11 protein-coding genes are annotated in these 18,711 nt (G+C 67.2%); 1 reads left to right on the top strand and 10 read right to left on the bottom strand.

Features of this window, described 5'->3' with window-relative positions:
* Positions 1 to 130: 130 nt before the first annotated feature.
* The 3 genes from LQR33_RS10725 to fes all read right to left on the bottom strand — a co-directional run bounded on the left by LQR33_RS10725 (position 131) and on the right by fes (position 5,803).
* Entirely contained in the window at positions 131 to 4,093 is a 3,963-nt protein-coding gene (locus LQR33_RS10725) for a non-ribosomal peptide synthetase (RefSeq protein ID WP_231468874.1), read from the bottom strand.
* Between the two features lie 106 nt (positions 4,094 to 4,199).
* Positions 4,200 to 4,412 carry an MbtH family protein gene (locus LQR33_RS10720; RefSeq protein ID WP_166440596.1) on the bottom strand — a complete coding sequence of 71 codons (213 nt, stop codon included), beginning with the start codon at positions 4,410 to 4,412 and terminating at the stop codon, positions 4,200 to 4,202.
* Between the two features lie 71 nt (positions 4,413 to 4,483).
* Positions 4,484 to 5,803, bottom strand: a complete 1,320-nt coding sequence (fes, locus tag LQR33_RS10715; protein WP_231468872.1) for an enterochelin esterase — start codon at positions 5,801 to 5,803, stop codon at positions 4,484 to 4,486.
* A 252-nt stretch (positions 5,804 to 6,055) separates the two neighbouring features.
* Here fes and LQR33_RS10710 point away from each other — a divergent pair, with 252 nt between their 5' ends.
* Positions 6,056 to 8,119 (top strand): TonB-dependent receptor, encoded by a 2,064-nt coding sequence (locus LQR33_RS10710; RefSeq protein WP_231468870.1) that lies wholly within the window; start codon positions 6,056 to 6,058, stop codon positions 8,117 to 8,119.
* 87 nt (positions 8,120 to 8,206) lie between these two features.
* Here the strand turns inward: LQR33_RS10710 and LQR33_RS10705 are convergent, their stop codons facing one another.
* The 7 genes from LQR33_RS10705 to LQR33_RS10675 all read right to left on the bottom strand — a co-directional run bounded on the left by LQR33_RS10705 (position 8,207) and on the right by LQR33_RS10675 (position 18,711).
* A complete protein-coding gene (locus tag LQR33_RS10705) occupies positions 8,207 to 9,763 on the bottom strand; it encodes an MAC/perforin domain-containing protein (protein WP_231468868.1) in 1,557 nt (518 codons plus the stop codon).
* A gap of 233 nt (positions 9,764 to 9,996) precedes the next feature.
* Positions 9,997 to 12,705 carry a nitrate reductase gene (locus tag LQR33_RS10700; RefSeq protein ID WP_231468866.1) on the bottom strand — a complete coding sequence of 903 codons (2,709 nt, stop codon included), beginning with the start codon at positions 12,703 to 12,705 and terminating at the stop codon, positions 9,997 to 9,999.
* A gap of 16 nt (positions 12,706 to 12,721) precedes the next feature.
* On the bottom strand, positions 12,722 to 13,036 hold the full coding sequence (gene nirD / locus LQR33_RS10695) for a nitrite reductase small subunit NirD (RefSeq protein WP_166440600.1): 315 nt from the start codon (positions 13,034 to 13,036) through the stop codon (positions 12,722 to 12,724).
* A gap of 11 nt (positions 13,037 to 13,047) precedes the next feature.
* Positions 13,048 to 15,504, bottom strand: coding sequence for a nitrite reductase large subunit NirB (gene nirB, locus LQR33_RS10690; RefSeq protein WP_231468864.1), 2,457 nt, complete (start codon positions 15,502 to 15,504; stop codon positions 13,048 to 13,050).
* A 10-nt stretch (positions 15,505 to 15,514) separates the two neighbouring features.
* Positions 15,515 to 16,717 (bottom strand): nitrate/nitrite transporter, encoded by a 1,203-nt coding sequence (locus tag LQR33_RS10685; protein ID WP_231468862.1) that lies wholly within the window; start codon positions 16,715 to 16,717, stop codon positions 15,515 to 15,517.
* 287 nt (positions 16,718 to 17,004) lie between these two features.
* Complete coding sequence (locus LQR33_RS10680; RefSeq protein ID WP_166440602.1) at positions 17,005 to 18,111, bottom strand: CmpA/NrtA family ABC transporter substrate-binding protein; 1,107 nt, start codon at positions 18,109 to 18,111, stop codon at positions 17,005 to 17,007.
* Between the two features lie 9 nt (positions 18,112 to 18,120).
* Positions 18,121 to 18,711 carry an ANTAR domain-containing response regulator gene (locus LQR33_RS10675; protein WP_221667637.1) on the bottom strand — a complete coding sequence of 197 codons (591 nt, stop codon included), beginning with the start codon at positions 18,709 to 18,711 and terminating at the stop codon, positions 18,121 to 18,123.

Genomic DNA, 18,711 nt, shown 5'->3' with positions numbered 1-18,711 from the left:
TACCCCTGTTCATGCCTTGGGAATATCGAAAAATTGCGCAATCGGGCCTGGATGGAAAATAAAATCCATTTTGCTGACGCAGGTGAGGGGAGAAGCCCGGCGCGAGAGTGCGCGCGCCGGGCGCGGGGCTTCAGGCGCGGCTCAGCCGGCGCGACAGTTCCTCGCCGATGCGGCGCATCGGTTCCGGATCGCTCATGCCGAAGTGGTCGCAATCCAGTTCCACGCAGTCCAGCCGGCCTTGCAGATGCGGTTGCCAGTCGGCCGGCGCCGGCGCGTCGCCGGGATGGCGGCCGGCGCGGAACAGCAGCATATCGCCCGCATAGGCCGGCGTGCGGCTATCGCGGAACAGCCGCATGCCGTGCAGCGAGGCTTGGCCCAGCTTTTCCAGCGCGGCGCGGCCCAGCGGCGCCAGCGGGCTGCCGGCGCGCAGCAGGCGCTGGTAGATGGCGTCGTTGTCCAGCGGCAGGCCATCGGCGTCGGCGTCCACCTCGCCGTTGACGCTGAGCACGGTCACCAGCGCGTCGTGCAGGGTCGGCTCGGGCCGGCCTTGCCAGCTGCTGACCGGGTAGCTGTCCATCAGCGCCAGCAGCTCAACGGCTTCGCCGGCGTCGGCGAGCGCTGCGGCCATCGCCTGCGCCAGCGCGCCGCCCAGCGACCAGCCCAGCAGCCGGTACGGGCCATGCGGCTGGACGGCGCGCATGCGGGCGATGTAGTCGGCTACCATCGCGTCGAAGCTGGCGGGCAGCTCGCCCTGGATGCCGGCGGCCTGCAGGCCGTAGATGGCGGTGTCCGGCAGGTGGCGCGCCAGTCCCAGGTAGCACCAGGACAGGCCTTCCGCCGGGTGCAGGCAGAACAGCGCCGGCAGCTTGCCCGGCTGGATGGTCAGCAGCGGCGCGAATTCGCCGCCCTGGCTGGCTGATGGCGGCCGGTGGGCGGCCGGCGCGCTCAGCGCCTGCGCCAGCGCGGCGACGGTGTTGTAGCTGAACAGCGCCGATACGGCGACTTCGCGCTGCAGCAACTGGGCCAGCCGATTGGCGGCCTGTATCGCCTGCAGCGACTTGCCGCCCAGCGCGAAGAAGTTGGCGTGCGGTCCTTCCGGCATGCGGCCCAGCACCTGGCTCCACACTTCCATGATCTGCCGCTCCAGCGGCGTGGCCTCGGCGGCCTGGGGCGCATCGCCGGCCAGCGCGTCGTCCATGGCCGCCAGTTGCTTGCGGTCTATCTTGCCGTTGATGTTGACTGGCCATTCCGGCAGCACCGCCAGCGCCGACGGCATCATGTAGTCGGGCAGCGTTTCGGCCACTTGCGCCAGCAAGGCGGCGGACAGGCCGGCCTCCTCGTGGCGGCCGTCGTCGGCCATCGTGCAATAGGCAATCAGGCGGTGGCTGCCGCCCACCGCCTCGGCCAGCACCACGGCGGCGTTGACGCCGGGCAGGCTGGCCAGCGCGTGCTCCACCTCGCCCATCTCGATGCGGAAGCCGCGCACCTTGACCTGATGATCGACACGGCCGATGAAGTCCATCTGGCCGCGGGCGTTCCAGCGCACCAGGTCGCCAGTGCGGTACATCAGTTCGCCGTCGCCGAAGGGGCTGGCGACGAAGCGGGCCGCGGTCAAGGACGGGCGGTTCAGATAACCCAGGCCCAGGCCGGCGCCGGCTAGGTACAGCTCGCCGGCCACGCCTATGGCCACCGGGCGCAGCGCGGCGTCCAGCACCAGCGCGCGGGTATTGGCCACAGGCCGCCCCACCACCGGCTCTTCGGCGATGGTACCCGGCGCGCCCAGCGCCGAGATCGTGTATTCGGTCGGGCCGTAGAAATTATGGAAATGCAGCTGCGAGTAGCCGCGCATCTCCTTCCACAGCGCCGGCGGCACCGCCTCGCCGCCCACCATCACCATGCCGGGCTGCCAGTGGCCGTCGTCCATCAGGCCGCAGTCCAGCATCTGCCGCAGCAGCGACGGCGGCACGTCCATCTCGTCGATGCGTTCGCGGCGCGCCAGTTCCACCAGCTGCTGGGCGTCGCGGCGCAGCTCCTCGTCGCACAGATGCACTTCCTGGCCCATGAAGAGCCAGAACAGCTGCTCCAGCGCGCCATCGAAGGACAGCGAGGCGGTCTGCATCGTGCGCACGCGGCGGCCGCGGGAACGGACGAAGTCGCCAAACAGTCCAGTCTGCTGGCTCAGCAGCAGATTGAGGAAGCTGGCGTGGGCGATCATCACGCCTTTCGGTTTGCCGGTGGAGCCGGAGGTGTAGATCATGTAGGCCAGCCGGTCGCCATCCAGCGGCCGCAGCCGTTCCGCATCGTCCAGCGGCTGGTCGGCACGGACGGCCAACCGCGCGCGGATCTCGCCATCGTCGAGGCACAGCGCCGGCAGTTCAGGCAACCGGTCGCGGACGTCGGAGCGGGTCAGCAGCAGCGCCGGCCCGGCATCCTCGCACATCATCGCCAGCCGCTCCGGCGGATAATCCAGATCCAGCGGCAGGAAGGCTGCGCCGGCCGCCAGCGTGCCCAGTATCGCCACCACGGTGTCGACACTGCGGGGTACGGCGACGCCGACCACGCTGCCGTCGCCGATGCCGCGCGAGAGCAGCTCGCGCGCCAGCTGGGCGACGCGGGCCGATAGCTCTCCATAGCTCAGCCGTTCGCTCCCGCACGCCAGCGCGGTTTCGTTTTCATATTGCGCGGCGCTTTGCAGGAACACGTCCAGCGCGGTACGCACGCCGGCCGGCGCGCTGATGCGCGGGCCTTGCGACCATTCGTCCAGCACCATTCGCTCCGCCGCGCTGTGCAAGGGCGCTTCGTCCACCGTCGCGCCGCCGGCCAAGGCGGCGATGAAGCCGCGCAGCCGCCACGCATGCCATTCCAGCTCCGCCGCGTCGTAGCGCGCCGGATTGGCGCTCAGCTCCACCACCAGCGCCTCGCCCTGCTGCCAGAGGCCGAATTCGATGTCGTCGATCGGTCCCACCGCCAGCGGCAGCGTGACGCCCGCCACCTCGCCCAGCCGCAGAGATTGGTCATAGATCTTCAGGTTCAGCGTCGCGCCGTATAGCGCGCGGCGGGAGCCGACCATGCCGCTGTCGCGCTGGATCTGCTCGGCGTCGTAGCGCTCATGGCGGCGCACCCGCTTCAATTCATCGGCCAGCCGCCGCGCCAGCGTAGCCAGCTCGTCGCCGTCGCTGACGTCCAGCGCCACCGGCAGCACGTTGACCACCGGGCCCACGGCCCGCAGCGCCGCCGACCCCATGCGACGCATGAAAGGCATGCCGATCGCCACCCGGCTCTTGCCGCCCATCCTGGCCAGGTAGGCGAAAACGGCCGCCATGGCCTGCGGCGCCGCCGTTCCTCCGGCGATTTCAAACCGCCGCCGCAGCACGTCGACATTGGCCGCGCCGTCGCCTGCCAGCGCGTCGCGCGCGGACAAGGTGGATGGAGACGGCAGCGCGGCAGCGTAGTCGCGCCAGAACGCGCGGTCTTCCTCGCAGCGCGGGCTAGCCAGGTAGGCGTCGCGCTCGGCCGCGACATCGGCGAAAGAAACGAATGGCGACGGCGACGGCGCTTCCCCGCGGCCCAGCGCCTGGTAGAGGTCGGAGATGCGGCGGGTCAGCGCGGCGAAGCTGTAGCCGTCGACGCAAACATGGTGGTAACGCTGATACCAGAACCAGCGCTCGCCGGCGCCGCCAGCCAGCTTGAACAGGCGGTGCAGATACAGCGGCCGCTCGCCGTCGGCAGGTAGATCCGCGGACAAGTCTTCGCGCATCCACAGCCGAGCCAGGCTTTCCGGATCGGCCTCGGCGCTCAGGTCATGGATTTCTGGAAGAGGCAGGTTCTCGGCGCTCAGCCCTTGCCGCAGAAGCTGCGCCGCGCCGTCCGGCGTTTCCAGGTACTGGGCGACGACGGTGTCGGCCTCGGCCAGGCCCAGGCGAATGGACTGGCGCAGCCGCTCGGCGTCTATCGCGCCGTCCAGTTCGACGCAATGGGCGACGGTGTAGGTGTTCTTTTGTTCGACGATCTGGTCCGCTAGCCAGATGCCCAATTGCGAGCCGAACAGCGGCAGCTCGCGCTCGACGGCGGAGGATTTTGTTTCAATGCTCAACACGATGCTTCCCCGGATGCGGGTAATCGGAACGGCCGGCGCGCAGCCGGCCGCGCCCAGGCCTGAGGCATGGGCGAGACGATGCGAAGATGAGGAACCGGCGGCCTTAACCGCTGCGCAGCGATCGCGGGCGGATGTCGGTCCAGTTGGCGTCGAGATAGGAAACGCACGCGCCGCGGCCGGCCGGGCCGAATACGGCGCGCCAGCCCGAGGGCGACGCGAGTTGCGACGGCCACAGGCTGTGCTGGTCCTGGTGATTTACCAGGACGAGAAAGGAAAGGCTTTCGTCATCGAAAGGGTTGGTTTGCTCCGCGCTCATGGCGAACACTCCAGCAAGGCGAGCCGGCCTGCAGGCGGGCCTAGCCCGCCTTCGGACGATTCTGGTTTGTTTTAGGGGGCGACCCAGGGCCGCCACAGACAGCCCAGCCCTTGCAACAAACCGCCGCGCCAGCACAGCCAATCATGCCCTCCCTCGAATATCTGGTAATGCACGTCGTGCCCGGCGCCCTCCAGCGCCGCGCGATGGCTGTCGTTGACGTCCACCATCACCTCCTCGCGGCTGCCCACCTCCTGGAACACGCGCAGCCGTCCGGGCGGCGTCTCGCCGGCCTCCAGCTGCTCGGTCAAGCGGCCCTTGCTGCCCGGCAGACGCCGGGCGCTCGCCGCGCGCGCCTTTTCATGCAATTCCACGCTCGGCCACCAGAACGAGCCGGACTGGCTGAGCACGCAGCCGAAACGGTCCGGCCAGTTGAGCCCGGCGAACATCGCCGCCAGGCCGCCATAGCTCTGCCCGGCCACCACGGTGCAATCGGCCCGGCCGCTGAACGGCGCGATCAGCGCCGCCTGGGGCAGCAGTTCCTTTTGCAAGGCCCGCCAGAATTCGGCGTTGCAGGGCAGGTCTTCCTCGCGGTGCTTGCCGTCGATGCTGTCCACCAGCAAGTACACCGCGGGCGGCAAACGGCCGCGGCGGGTGTCCTCGTCCAGCGCGGCGAACACCGGCAGGCGCTGCGCCCAATGCTGGCCGTCCAGCAGGATCGCCAGCGGCCTCTCGGCCCATTGTCCGACAGAAACCGCGCCAGTGTGGTAGATCCAGACCCGTCGCGCCTTGCCGAGCATGGCGCTGTCCCAGCGGATCTCCGTCAGGCGGCCCGGGTCGGCCCCCTTCCCGGTTTTGTCCCAGGCAGTCCAGGCGGACTGGTCCGGCGCGTCGGGCAGATGCAGCGGCGACAAGCTGGCGCCCCAGCTGCTGCGGTAGCCGGCGGCGGGGTTGAGCGGATCGGCGATGGCCTGGGCCATGATGCTCAGCCACCATTCGCGGTGCCGCAGCCGGCTTTCGCGGGCATCGTCGCCGGGAACGGGAGGCGTCTGTCCGGCCGCTGCCGGGATATAGGCGTAACTGCCGCGCCAATCAGCCGGCAACACCGCCTGCCACCACCAGACATCGGTATCGCCCAGGCGGGACAACGATTGCGGCTGCGGGCTGTGGTGGTCGGTGACAGAGTTGACGTCGGCGTACACGCGGACGATGGACGAGGCTGCAGGACCGCCGGCCGGATCTCGCCACAAGAAAGTCACGCATACGCGCCCGTCCGGCAGCCGCTCGCGCAGCGGCGCGCCCGCGGAGGCCTGCCGGTCCCACCATTGCGGTTCGCCCGCTTCCGGATGTTGCAGCCAAGCCGCGCTTTCCACTGCCACTTGATTCAATTCCACAACGCTCTCCACCGATCCAGGCCGCGCAATGAATGCGGCCGCTGCCGGCCAATTCAATTCGCGTTAAGTTATTGCATATTGTTAATGATAAATATTATCATTCGTATCTGTTGATCGCAACGATCTCAACGGGTCAGCACCGGCCCCACAGTTCCGTCCGCCGCATTAGCCAACGATTCCTCGCCAGCCAGACGACGCCGCAGAACCGCCCCCGGTCAATCTGACAATAACCACAATGAGGAATCTGGAACGATGGAAAAACTCCCGCACCGCAAGCGCGACACCCTGGCCCACGCCACCCTGCTGGCCCTGGCCTGCCTGGGAGGCATGGCGCTGCCCCACTCCGCGCTGGCGGCTCCGGCCGACCAACAAGACGCCGCCCTGCCCACAGTGACCGTCACCGGCGAGAAGATTAACCGTTCGCTGAAAGACACCACCACCGCAGTTACGGTGCTGCACGACGCCGACACTGGCGAGATCAAATCGGTCTATGACGCGGCGGCCGCAACGCCCAACGCCTCGCTCAACGGCGCCGGCATCGTCAATATCCGCGGCGTGGAAGGCACCGGTCCCGGCACCGGCTACAACACGCTGGTCTCCGGCTCCCGCCCGCGCGTCAGCACCACGGTGGACGGCATGTCGGAAAGCTGGAACGGCCAGCGCTACGTCGACGCCAGCCCATGGGACGTGGAGCAGATTGAAGTGCTGCGCGGCCCGCAGTCCACCACCCAAGGCCGCAACACCATGGCCGGCGCCATCGTGGTCAACACCAAGGACCCGACCTTCGACTGGGAGGGCGCGCTGCGCGCCGGTTATGAGAACAGGGATGGAAAAGTGACGCTGGCTGGCATGATCTCCGGCCCGATCACCGACGAACTGGCCTTCCGCCTGACCGCGGAAGGTCTGAACGGACACGGTTTCATCGACTACCCGGGCCAAATGCCTTGGGATGGATCTCAGATCAATCACAGCAGCTACCGCGGCAAATTGCTGTGGAAGCCCAGCGCGCTGCCAGGCCTCACCGCCAAGCTGACCGTGTCCCATCGCAAGGACAGAGGCGAGTACCTGAACTATGTCGATGGCAACTACTTCGACTACCAATACCATCGCTTATCCACCCAGGCACGCTATCAGGATTCGTTCAATAACACTGTTAGCACCGATCTGCAATACCAGTTCAACGATGCCTGGACCGCCCACCTGCTGCTAGGTCATTCGGACAACGTCAGCACATTCAAGGATACCGACACTCCTCCGCTGAACATGCGTTTGGACGAGAAAAGCAATACCGTCGAGGCACGGTTGGCCTATGCGCCGCAGAACGGCTGGCTTAGCGGGATGATGGGTGTCTACTACTACGATCGTGACCAAAACCTGCACACTTTCCGGTTCCCCAACCTATTGGCCAAGGATCGTCTCAAGACAGCGGCGCTCTACGGCGAAACCACCTTGGCACTCAGCGACAAATGGAGTTTAAATCTGGGCGGCCGCATCGAACGTGAAATGCAGCGCCGCAACACCGCGTTTAACCCGGACGTCGGGGGGCAAAGCCAGGCGAACTACAATATGGGCGAAACTTTGTTCCTGCCCAAGGCAGGCTTAAGCTATCGCTACAGTCAGGACACCACGCTGGGGCTGACAGCTCGTAAGGGCTACAACGCCGGAGGCTCTGGTCTTGACGACAACTATGTGTACTACACCTACAACAAGGAAGAGGTCACAGCCTATGAACTGAGCAGCCGCTCGACCTTCTTGGACAACCGGGTCAGCCTCAACGCCAATGCCTTCTTCAACCAATACACTGGCTACCAGGCGATGCAGCAGACGAACGGCAGCTCTCGCTTTACCAATATCCCCAAGGGCGAAAGCTACGGTCTAGAGCTGGAGGGTAAGGCCCGGGTGACATCAATGCTGACGATCAGCGCCGGTCTTGGTTTGCTCAACACCAAGGTGACCGCAACCGATGCAGCCCACCCCGGCATTCTAGGCAACCAGTTCAACTATGCGCCGCACACGACCATCAATCTAGGCTTCAAACAGCGCCTGCCGCATAACTTCTATGTTGGCGGCAGCCTGAACCGCGTCGGGTCCTATTATTCGGAAATCACCAACGATCCTAACCTGAAAGCCGGCGACTACACCGTGGTCAACCTGAACACAGGCTACGAGGATGCCCGCTGGGGGCTGCGCGCCTACGTCAACAACCTGACCAACCGCGGTGTGCTGTATTCCCAGATCGCGTCCCGCAGCAACAATCTGGGCGTAGTCGGTGCCCCGCGCACGGTCGGCGTGACGGTGGACTACCGATTCAACTGATCCCGCCCTGCCTGTCGCAGACGGTGGAACAAAAAAACAAGGCTGCCAAATGGCAGCCTTGTTTTTTTTTACCGCGTCAGACGGGGATCAGAGCTTGGCCGCCAGTTCCTCCATGCCCTGATGTTGGCTGAGCATGGACTTCATCTCCTGCGTGGACGCGATCGCGCTGGTCTTCACGCATGCGATGCTGCCGCGCAGACGCTCGAGGTCGCCGGAGTTGGGCGGGTTGTTGTAGTTCGGCACGCCGACAAAGCAAGACGACGCCACAGCCCCGGCCGAACCAGGTTGCCACAGGCTGACATCCTTGCGCGCGCCGGTGCCCTTGTCCCACCACACCCGGTTTTGCAGCGTCTGCACATCCGCGCACAGGCTTTGATGCACGCAAACATAGTCGGGCAGATTCGGCGGGTTATAGCCGCTGGTGGCCAACATCATCACGTCGCCCAGCGCGCGGTAGCCCTGCGGCGGAATCGCGCGCCAGCACGCGTAGTCCTTGGACTTGCCGGAGCCGGCGTCGTCCCACACCCGCTGCCAACCCACCGGCGCCTTCAGCACGCCCAGATCGAACAGATCCTTGAAAATCGGCGCATGGCCATCCGCCACGCTGGCATGGTTGCGCTGGCCGAACTGGCCAACCATCTTGTAGCCGTTGGAGGTGCTGGGATTGAATACCGCCAGATCTTCCGACGCGCCGGAGCCGCTGTCCTCCCCAGCCTTCACCATCGGCGGCCGCGCATCCATCAGCAGCACCTTGTCCACCTTGGGGATGGACTGCTGCGACTGCTTCATGAATTCAGGGAAGGCATCCTCAAGCTCGACGCGGCGCTCGGGTTTGTCGGCCAGCGCCCAGATCGGTTGCAGGCTTTCGGTGGAGAAATCCATCAGCGTCGCATAGTCGAGCAGCGATTCCGCCCATTGCGAGAACGCCTGCTGCGAATCCGGGCCGTGCAGTATGCGATCGGTCATGCCCGGTTTGCCGCCGGTGGCGGTGAGACGGATGGTGGAGTTGCTGCGGAAGCTGTTGACCTGCTTTTCCATTTCCGAGCCATGCTCGATCTTGATCTCGCCCACCAGCGCCTTGTAGGACATTTCGGCGGTGGTGGACAGCGACTGGCTGCTGTCCATCTTCAAGGTCTTGCTGGCCGCGCTGTAGTCCAGCCGGCCGCCCACTGCCGCTTCCGATATGTAGTAGGGACCATAGCGCTTGAACAGCTCCATGGCCGGCATCTTGGGATTGTTCAGATCGTCGCGGAAGTCGCGGCGCAGCATCGAACGCAGCGTGGCCGCGCCGGGCAGGCTGATGTACCACAGCACATGGGCTTCGCGGGTGGAGCTGTAGGTGATCTCGGTTAGCTGCTGGTCCGTGGTGGTGAAATCCACGCTCAGCGAAGCGCTGAACAGCTTGTAACGGCCGGACACGCCCACATGCTGGCTCATTTTCTCCCGATATTCTTCGATTTCCTTGCTGACATCCTGTTTGAAGTCGGAGTGGAAATAGGTGTGTACATGCATGCAGCGGGGAAAGGTGTAGCTGCGGCCCTCGATTTCGATGGTGTCCAGCTCGCCGCCGAAATCGAACAAGGGTTGGCCAAGCAGGCTTTCCGGGCTGGCGTACAAACCATTCACGTCATAACCCATGCCCATGGAAGTAACGCCGGGGAGGTTGCCAAGCTGACCTGCATTTGCTGCGGATGCCATGGAATTCCTTTCTTAACGTTATAATCGAATGGCATTTTCACAACGCCGCTAGATATATAGCGCGCATCCCCTGGCACCGCCTCTGGACCTCCGGTCAGTAAAAATACGGAACTCATTTGCGTTGGAACAAGACGCCGCAGCCGCCCTCCAGCTGCCATGCCCCGCCGCGCATCCTCCCGCTAAGTGTTTTGCGCAAGCCCGGCCGCCATCCGCGCCAACTCCGGCGCGCAGGCGCCGCAAACGGTTCCGCAGCCCAGTTCGGCCTTCAGCGCCATCAGATCCTGTCCCCGCTCAAGCCTGTCCAGAATGGCGGCCTCGCCCACCTGTTTGCACTGGCACACGATGCGGTCCCGCTTGGCGGCCCCGGTGCGGCCCGGCGAAAACGCGGCGAGCCGCGGCCCCTGCCACAACTCGCCGTCCAACAGCCGCTGCAGCAAGCGCTCGCCTGCGTCGCGGTCCGCCAGCCCGCCGCCGGCGAAAACCAATCCCGCCAGCTTGTCGGCATCCCAAGCCACATGCTTGAGCACGCCTCGCCCGTCGTCACGGTACTCCAGCACATCCGGCCCCGGGCGCAGCGCCAGCGCGTCCAGCAAGCGCGCCAGCCAATCCGGCCTGGCCGCGGAATCGGCTGCGCGCAGCAGCAAGACATTTCCCGCCGCCAGCGAAATCGCCGCATAGCCCATCTCCCCCAGCAACGGCGTCAATTCCGCCTGCAGCGCCGGCAAATCCGGATGGCGCAGCGCAGCCAGCACCCGCCAGGGCAGATCGGCCCTTTCCACCTTCACCGCCGCGTGCTTCAGTTCCGGCTGGAACGATAGCCCGTCGACTGCCGAAGCGGTCGCCTCGTTGCTGCCGCCGCTGTTGAGGAACTGGCGGCTCCAGTGCATGGCGGCGAACACGCAGCCGCGCGTCAGGTCGCCGTCGGTCTGCAGCGGCAACACCCACTGCCCGCGCTTGCTGGCGACGCGCACCAGATCGCCGTCGCGCAGATTCCGCCGCTCAGCGTCTTCCGGATGCATGCGCAGCTCCGGCTCCGGACTATGGGAGAACAGGCCGGGCACGCGCCCGGTGCGGCTCATGCCGTGCCACTGATCGCGCAGACGGCCGGTGATCAATCGAAACGGATAGTGGGCCGATATCTTGTCGGCCGGCGGCCGGTAGTCGATCGCGTGGAAACGCGCCTTGCCGTCGTCGGTGGCGAAGACGCCGTCGACGTAGCGCCTCGCCTGGCCCTCTGCCTGGCCAGCGAACAGCGGCCATTGCTGCGGCCCCCTCGCTTCCAGCAGAGCGTAATCCAGCCCGCCCATGTCCAGATCCCGGCCCACGGTCAGCGCGCGGTGTTCGTCGAACACCTGCCGGGCATCGGCATAGGCGAAATGGTCGGCTTCATACGGATGCAGGCGCGCCGCCAGCCTCCGGCCGAACTCGGCGGCGATCCAGCCGTCCGGCTTCGCCTCGCCCGGCGGCGGCGCGGCTGCCCGCACCCGGCTGACGCGGCGCTCGGAATTGGTGACCGTGCCCTCTTTCTCGCCCCAGCTGGCCGCCGGCAGCAGGATGTCGGCGAAAGCGGTGGTGTCGGTGGCGGCAAAAGCGTCCTGCACCACCACCAGCTCGGCGCGGCTCAGCGCCTGCCGCGCCATCGACAGGTCCGGCAGCGAGTGGGCCGGATTGGTGCAGACTATCCATACCGCCTTGATCTCGCCACGCGCCAGCGCCTCGAACATCGCCACCGCAGGCAAACCGGGGCGCGAAGACAGCCTCGACTCCGGCACGCCCCAGTGCGCGGCCACTTCGCGCCGATGATCGGGGTTGGCGATGTCGCGGTGCGCGGCCAGCATGGTGGCCATGCCGCCCACCTCGCGCCCGCCCATCGCATTGGGCTGGCCGGTCAGCGAGAACGGCCCGGCGCCGGGCCGGCCGATCTGGCCTGTCGCCAGGTGCAGATTGATCAGCGCCAGGTTCTTGGCCGTGCCCTGGCTGGACTGGTTCAGGCCCATGCAGTACAGCGACAGGCTGGCCGGGCTGCGGCCGAACCATTCCGCCGCGGTGACGATGTCCTCGGCCCGCACGCCGCAGATCTCCGCCGCCATCTTCGGCGTGTAGTCGCGGACCATGCGCTTGAGCGCGTCGAAGCCCTCGGTATGGGCGGCGATGTAGCCGGCATCGATCAGCCCCTCCCAGATCAGGTGGTGCAGCATGCCGTGGAACAACGCCACGTCGGTGCCGGGCTGGATTTGCAGGTGCAGGTCGGCCATCGCGGCGGTGTCGGTGCGGCGCGGATCGACCACGATCCAGCGCGCGTCCGGCCAATCCCGCCTGGCGTCTTCCAGCCGGCGGAACAGCACCGGATGAGCGTAGGCCATATTGCTGCCGGCGAACAGCACGCAGCCGGCGGATTCCAGGTCTTCGTAACAGGTGGGCGGGCCGTCCGCGCCGAAGGCCATCTTGTAGGCGGTGACGGCGCTGGACATGCACAGCCGGGAATTGGTGTCGATGTTATTGGTGCCGGCCACGCCCTTGGCCAGTTTGTTGAACAGATAGTAATCCTCGGTCAGCAGCTGGCCGGAAGCGTAAAACGCCACCGCGTCCGGACCGTGGCGGCGGATGATGTCGGCGAATCGGTCCGACGCCGCGTCCAGCGCCTCATCCCACGCCACCCGCCGGCGCGGCTCGCCCCTGTCCTGCCTCATTTCGGGAAACAAGGCGCGGCCGCTGTCGCTGGCTGCGCTGGCCGCCAGGCTCAGGCCCTTGCCGCACAGCCGGCCGAAATTGGCCGGATGCTCCGGATCGCCGCGCACGCCGGTGATGCGGCCATTCTCGCTTTCTATCAACACGCCGCAGCCGACGCCGCAATAGCAGCAGGTGGATCGGGTTTCCGTCTTGTCCATCGCCTCGCCCTCCCCGCTACAGCGCCAGCCACACCGCGCCGCTTTCCAGCCGGGCGGCAAAACGGCGGGCGCAGCCGGCGTCCGGCGCCAGCGCCTCGCCGCTGGCCAGGTCTATGTTCCAGCCGTGCAGCGGACAGGCCACCGCGCGGCCATGCACCATGCCTTGGCTGAGCGGGCCGCCCTTGTGCGGACAACGGTCCAGCAGCGCGAACACCTGGTCGTCGTGGGTGCGGAACAGCGCGATGTCGCCGTCCTCCCGCGCCAGCACGCGGCTGCCTTGCCGCGGGATGTCGTCCAGCGCGCAGACTCTGGTCCAGTTTTCCATGCTCATCTCGATTCTCCTCAGGCCTCGACCGCGATGGGAATGAACTCGCGCGTCTGCGCGCCGGCGACGCGCGCCGCCCAAGGATCGGGCAGGCCCTGCAGGGAAAACAGCAGCCGCTGATGCAGCGCGCGGCGGTTGTCGGCGTCGTCCACCACGCGGGCCTTGATGTAATCCAGGCCGACGCGGGCGATGTAGTGGACGGTGCGATCCAGGTAGTAAGCCTCCTCGCGGTACAACTGCAGGAAGGCGCCGCCGTATTCCTTCACCTCCTCCGCCGTCTTCACCTTGCACAGGAACTGCGCCACCTCGGTCTTGATGCCGCCGTTGCCGCCCACGTACAGCTCCCAGCCGGACTCCACCGCGATCACGCCCACGTCCTTGATGCCGGCCTCGGCGCAGTTGCGCGGGCAGCCGGACACCGCCAGCTTCACCTTGTGCGGGCTCCACATATTGGCCAGCATGGTTTCCAGATCTATGCCCATCTGGGTGCTGTTCTGGGTGCCGAAGCGGCAAAACTCGCTGCCGACGCAGGTTTTCACCGTGCGGATGGATTTGCCGTAGCCGTGGCCGGAATTCATGCCCAGATCGCGCCAGACATCGACCAGGTCTTCCTTCTTGATCCCCAATAGATCGATGCGCTGGCCGCCGGTGACCTTCAGCATCTTCACCCGATATTTGTCGGCGACGTCGGCGATGCGGCGCAGCTCGTCGGCGGTGGTGACGCCGCCCTTCATTTGCGGAATCACCGAGAAGGTGCCGTCCTTCTGGATGTTGGCGTGCGCCCGCTCGTTGATGAAGCGGCTCTGCGGGTCGTCCACCGCCTCGTGTGGCCAGGTGGACAGCAGATAGTAGTTGATCGCCGGCCGGCAGCTGGCGCAGCCGTTTGGCGTCCGCCACTCCAGGAAATGGAACACCTCGGCATGGGTCAGCAGATGGTGCTCCCGTATCGCCTGGCGAAGCTCGGCGTGGCTGTGGCCGGTGCAGCCGCATACCGCCTTGGTCTTGGGCGTTTCCTGGAAGCCGGAGCCGACCACGCTCATCAGCACTTGTTCGACCAGCCCCGAGCAGGAGCCGCAGGAGCTGGCGGCCTTGGTGTGCTTCTTCACCTCGTCCAGCGTGAACAAGCCCTTGTCCTGGATCGCCTTGACGATGGCGCCCTTGCACACGCCGTTGCAGCCGCAGACCTCGTCTTCGTCCTTCATCGCCGCCGCGCGGCTCTGGCCCTGCACGCCGGCATCGCCTATCGCCGTCTCGCCGAACATCAGCGTGTCGCGCAGATCGGCCACGCTGCGGCCCTCGCGCAGCAGCTTGAAATACCAGGCGCCGTCGCTGGTGTCGCCGTACAGGCAGACGCCGGCCAGCTTGTCGCCGCGCAGCACCAGCTTCTTGTAGACGCCGCCGGCCGGGTCGGACAGCACGATCTCCTCGCAGCCGTCGCCGCCCATGAAGTCGCCGGCGGAGAACAGGTCGATTCCCGTCACCTTCAGCTTGGTGGACGGCACCGAGCCGCCATAGCGGGCCACGCCCAGCCGCGCCAAGTGGTTGGCGCACACCTTGGCCTGCTCGAACAGCGGCGCCACCAGCCCATAGGCCACGCCGCGGTGGCTGGCGCACTCGCCGACGGCGTAGATGCGCGGGTCCGAGGTTTGCAAGGTGTCGTCCACCACCACGCCGCGGCTGCAATGCAGGCCAGCGGCCTCGGCCAATGCGGCGTTGGGGCGGATGCCCACCGCCATCACCACCAGCTCGGCCGGAATCTCCTCGCCGTCGCTGAAGCGGACGCCGCGCACCCGGCCCTGGCCATCGTCCAGCAACGCGGCGGTCTGCCGCCCCATCAGGAAACGGATGCCTCGCGCCTCCAGCGCCCGGCGCAGCAGCTCGCCCGCCTGGCGGTCCAGCTGGCGCTCCAGCAGCCAGTCGGCCAGATGGACGACGGCGACGTCCATTCCGCGCAGCCTCAGGCCGTTGGCGGCCTCCAGCCCCAGCAGGCCGCCGCCGATCACCACCGCGCCGCGCCTCTGGCCCGCGGCCTCCATCATGTACTCTGTGTCCGCGATGTCGCGGTAACCGATCACCCCATCCAGCTCGCGCCCCGGAATCGGCAGCATCACCGGCGAGGAGCCGGTGGCCAGCAGCAGCCTGTCGTAGCCGGCGACGGCGCCGTCTTCCGCCATCACCTCGCGCCGAGCCCGGTCGATGGCGCTGACGCGCTTGCCCATATGCAACGCGATGCTCCGCTCCGCGTACCACTCCGGCGGATTCAGCACGATGTCGCCGAACGCCTGCTCTCCCGCCAGCACCGGCGACAACAGGATGCGGTTGTAGTTAGGGTGCGGTTCTGCGCCGAACACCGTGATGTCGTAGAGATCCGGCGCCAGCGCCAGCAGCTCCTCTACCGCGCGGATGCCGGCCATGCCGTTGCCCACCACCACCAGCCGCTGCCGGGCCCGGTCTTTCAGTTCGGCCATGTCCATGTCCGTCTCCTCACACGCGGGCGGCAGCGGCCGCCCAGTTGTCGCGCCAGTGCCGCTGCACCCCGGCCAGGCTGAGCCAGGCCAGCAGGCACAGGCCGGCGAACAGCCACAAGCCGGGCGCGTAGTCGCCGCTGGCCTGCTTGACCGCGCCCAGGCCCGCCGCCAGGGTGAAGCCGCCCACGCCGCCGGCCATGCCCACCAGGCCGGTCATCACGCCCAGTTCCCGGCCGAAACGCTGCGGCACCAGCTGGAACACCGCGCCGTTGCCCGCGCCCAGGCACAGCATGGCCAGCACGAACAGGGCCAGCGCCGCGCCCGCGCCGCCGGCATTGAGCGCGGCCGCGGCCATCAGCAAGGCGCAAGCCAGATAAACCGCCAGCAGCGAGCGGGTGCCGCCCAGCCTGTCAGCCAGCATGCCGCCCAAGGGCCGCATCACCGAGCCTGCAAACACGCAGGCGGCGGTATAGAGGCCGGCGGTTTTGGCGTCGAAACCGAATTGATCGTGGAAATAGCCGGGCAAAGCGCCGGCGAAACCGGAAAAGCCGCCGAAAGTCATCGAGTAGAAGAACATGAACCACCAGGCGTCCTTTTCCTTCAGCACGGCCAGGTAATCAGCCAACCGTTTCGGCGCCGCGACGGCGGGCGCCTCCCTGGCGCACAGGGCGAAAACCACTAGCGTCAGCAACAGCGGCAGACAGGCCAGGCCGAACACGCTCTGCCAGCCGTAAGCCATGGCCAGAGCCGGCGCGAACAAGGCCGCCAGCACGGTGCCGGAATTGCCCGCCCCGGCGATGCCCATCGCTGCCCCCTGATGCTGCGGCGGATACCAGCGCGAGGCCAACGGCAGCGCGGCGGCGAACGAAGCCCCAGCCACGCCCAGCAGCGCGCCCAGCGCCAGCATCGCGCCTAAGCTGGACAGATCGGCGAGCCAGCCGCCGAACAACGCGGCGATCACGACGATCTGGCCAAGCAAGCCGGCGCGCTTGGCGCCGATGCGGTCCGCCAGCGCGCCCATCAGCGGCCGCAACAAGGCGCCGGCCAGGATGGGCGTGGCCACCATCAGGCCGCGTTGCTGGGTGGAAAGCCCGAGCGCGGCGGCGATGGGCACCTGCAACGGCCCCAGCAGATACCAGGCCATGAAGCTCAAGTCGAAGTACAGAAAGGCGCAAGCCAGCGTAGGCCGGTGCCCGGACTGCCAGAAGCTACGGTCCATGATCGCTCCCAGCGCGCGGCCCGCCCTCGCCCCCGGCCGGCTTGCGGCCAGGCCATCGGCAGGAACGGCGGATTCAGTCCGCGCGCAGATAGTCAAAACAAAACGGCGTCCTCTCCGTATCTGAACAGGAGAGGACGCCGTTGTCCCTAGTGGCAATCACCTACGTTGGCGTTTGCCCGAATGTGTCCGGCGGCGCGCCGTTGCGCCGTCCGGGATCAAGAACGCAAATCGCGTGCCAGCCTGAAAACCCCGGCTTTAGCGGATTTCGCCGTTTTTGCTGCACCGCATCAGTGCGTTTCCGCCAAATCCGCACCGGTTTTGGGCGGCGGCCACGCCTGCCCGTCCATCAACAGGGCGGGACGCCGGCCGGATTCTGGCAAGGCGACGCCGCAGCGCTCCGCCGCCTGGCGGTACAGCGCCGTCCCGCAAAGCGCCTGGGCGATATCCCGGTCGCCATCGCCCCGCCACAGCCCCCAGCGACGGTATTGGCGCAGAAACCACAGCGTATCGGCCGGATCGGGGAAGTTGACCCGCCCCTCGTCGAAGAAGCGCAGCGGCGCGGCCTGCAAGGGATGCGCGCGCCAATGCCGCAGGATGGTTTCCGCCGGCACGCCCAGCCAGGCATCCTCCGCCAGCCAGGCCGCCGCCTGCTCCTGATTGTCCGGCTGGTCCAGCCAATGGCAGGCCAGCAGCAGCGTCTCGATCAGCGCCGAAGCCAGCTGGGGCTGCCGGTCGGCCAGCTCGCGGCGGCAGATCAGCGCCTTTTCCGGATGCTCCGGCCAGATGGCCGCGCTGTCGGCCACCAGGCAGGCGCTGCCCTGCTCTTCCGTAACCGCGTGCCAGGGCTGGCCCGCGCAATAGCCGTCCAGCGCGCCCGTCCGCATCGCCGCGCCCATCTGGGCCGGCGGGATGACCACGCAACGCGCGTCGCGCAAGGGATGCACATCCTGGGCCGCCAGCCAGTAATACAGCCACATCGCGTGGGTGCCGGCGGGAAAAGTGTGCGCCAAACGCAAGGGGCGGCCCAACCGGCGGGCGATGTCGGCCAGGCTGGCGCCGTCGCGCCGCTGCGCCGCCAGGCCCGGGCTCAGGCTGATGCCCTGGCCGTTGCGGTTCAGCGTCATCAGCGCCGTCATATCGCATTGCGGTCCGCCCAGGCCCAGCTGCATGCCGCAGGCCAGGCCGTGCAGCGCGTGGGCGGCGTCCAGCTGCCCGGCCAGCAGGCGGTCGCGCAATGCCGCCCAGGATGGCTGCCGCAGCGGCTGCAGCGCCAGGCCGTTCATGCGGTCCAGCCCCAGCCGGCAGGCGACCGCCAGCGGCGCGCAATCGGTCAGCGGCAGGAAGCCGACGCGGACCCGCGCCAGGCTATTGTCTTCGGGATAATCTGCATGCATCGCGGCCTCTCAATCCAGCAGTTCGCTGGCGTGGATCAGTTGAAGAGCCAGGTCGGCCAGGCGCAGACCCGACCTCATCGCCTGGCCGCGCAGCAGCGCGTAAGCCTCTTCTTCGCCAAGCTGCCGCCGGCGCATCAGGATGCCCTTGGCCCGCTCGATCAGCTTGCGCTCCGCCAGCTGCCGCTCCATGTCGGCCAGCTTGCGCTTCAGCGCGGCGTCTTCCTCGAACTTGACCCTAGCCATGTCGATGATGGGCGCCAGCCGCTCGGCGGAGACGTGATCGACGATGTAGGCGGTGACCCCGGCGCGCACCGCGGCCTGGATGGCGGCCATCCCGCCGTGTTCGGCGAACATCACCACCGGGCGCGGCGCGGACCGCTCCATCAGCGCGAGCTGCTCCAGTGTGTCGCGCGTCGGCGATTCGGTATCGACGATGATGATGTCCGGCCGCTCCGACTCCGCCAGCCGCAGCAGCTCGGCCGCGCCGTCGGCCTGGGCGATGACCAGGTAGCCGGCGTCGGCGAAGGCGTCGCGCAGCTGCCGCATCGGCCGGTCGGTATCGTTGACCAGCAACAGCCTCAAGGGAGCGGACGGATCCAT

Source organism: Chromobacterium piscinae, assembly GCF_021129175.1.
Classification (GTDB): Bacteria; Pseudomonadota; Gammaproteobacteria; order Burkholderiales; family Chromobacteriaceae; genus Chromobacterium; species Chromobacterium piscinae.
Note: the sequence above shows the minus strand (reverse complement) of the source record. Positions and strands in the feature narration are given on the sequence as shown.

Excerpts from the sequence above, each read along its gene's own strand:
- LQR33_RS10700 (WP_231468866.1), bottom strand. The coding sequence starts at position 12,705 with ATGGACAAGACGGAAACCCGATCCACCTGCTGCTATTGCGGCGTCGGC.
- LQR33_RS10720 (WP_166440596.1), bottom strand. The coding sequence starts at position 4,412 with ATGAGCGCGGAGCAAACCAACCCTTTCGATGACGAAAGCCTTTCCTTT.
- LQR33_RS10710 (WP_231468870.1), top strand. The coding sequence starts at position 6,056 with ATGGAAAAACTCCCGCACCGCAAGCGCGACACCCTGGCCCACGCCACC.
- LQR33_RS10680 (WP_166440602.1), bottom strand. The coding sequence starts at position 18,111 with ATGCATGCAGATTATCCCGAAGACAATAGCCTGGCGCGGGTCCGCGTC.
- LQR33_RS10705 (WP_231468868.1), bottom strand. The coding sequence starts at position 9,763 with ATGGGCATGGGTTATGACGTGAATGGTTTGTACGCCAGCCCGGAAAGC.
- LQR33_RS10675 (WP_221667637.1), bottom strand. The coding sequence starts at position 18,711 with ATGGATCCGTCCGCTCCCTTGAGGCTGTTGCTGGTCAACGATACCGAC.
- nirD (WP_166440600.1), bottom strand. The coding sequence starts at position 13,036 with ATGAGCATGGAAAACTGGACCAGAGTCTGCGCGCTGGACGACATCCCG.
- nirB (WP_231468864.1), bottom strand. The coding sequence starts at position 15,504 with ATGGACATGGCCGAACTGAAAGACCGGGCCCGGCAGCGGCTGGTGGTG.
- LQR33_RS10685 (WP_231468862.1), bottom strand. The coding sequence starts at position 16,717 with ATGGACCGTAGCTTCTGGCAGTCCGGGCACCGGCCTACGCTGGCTTGC.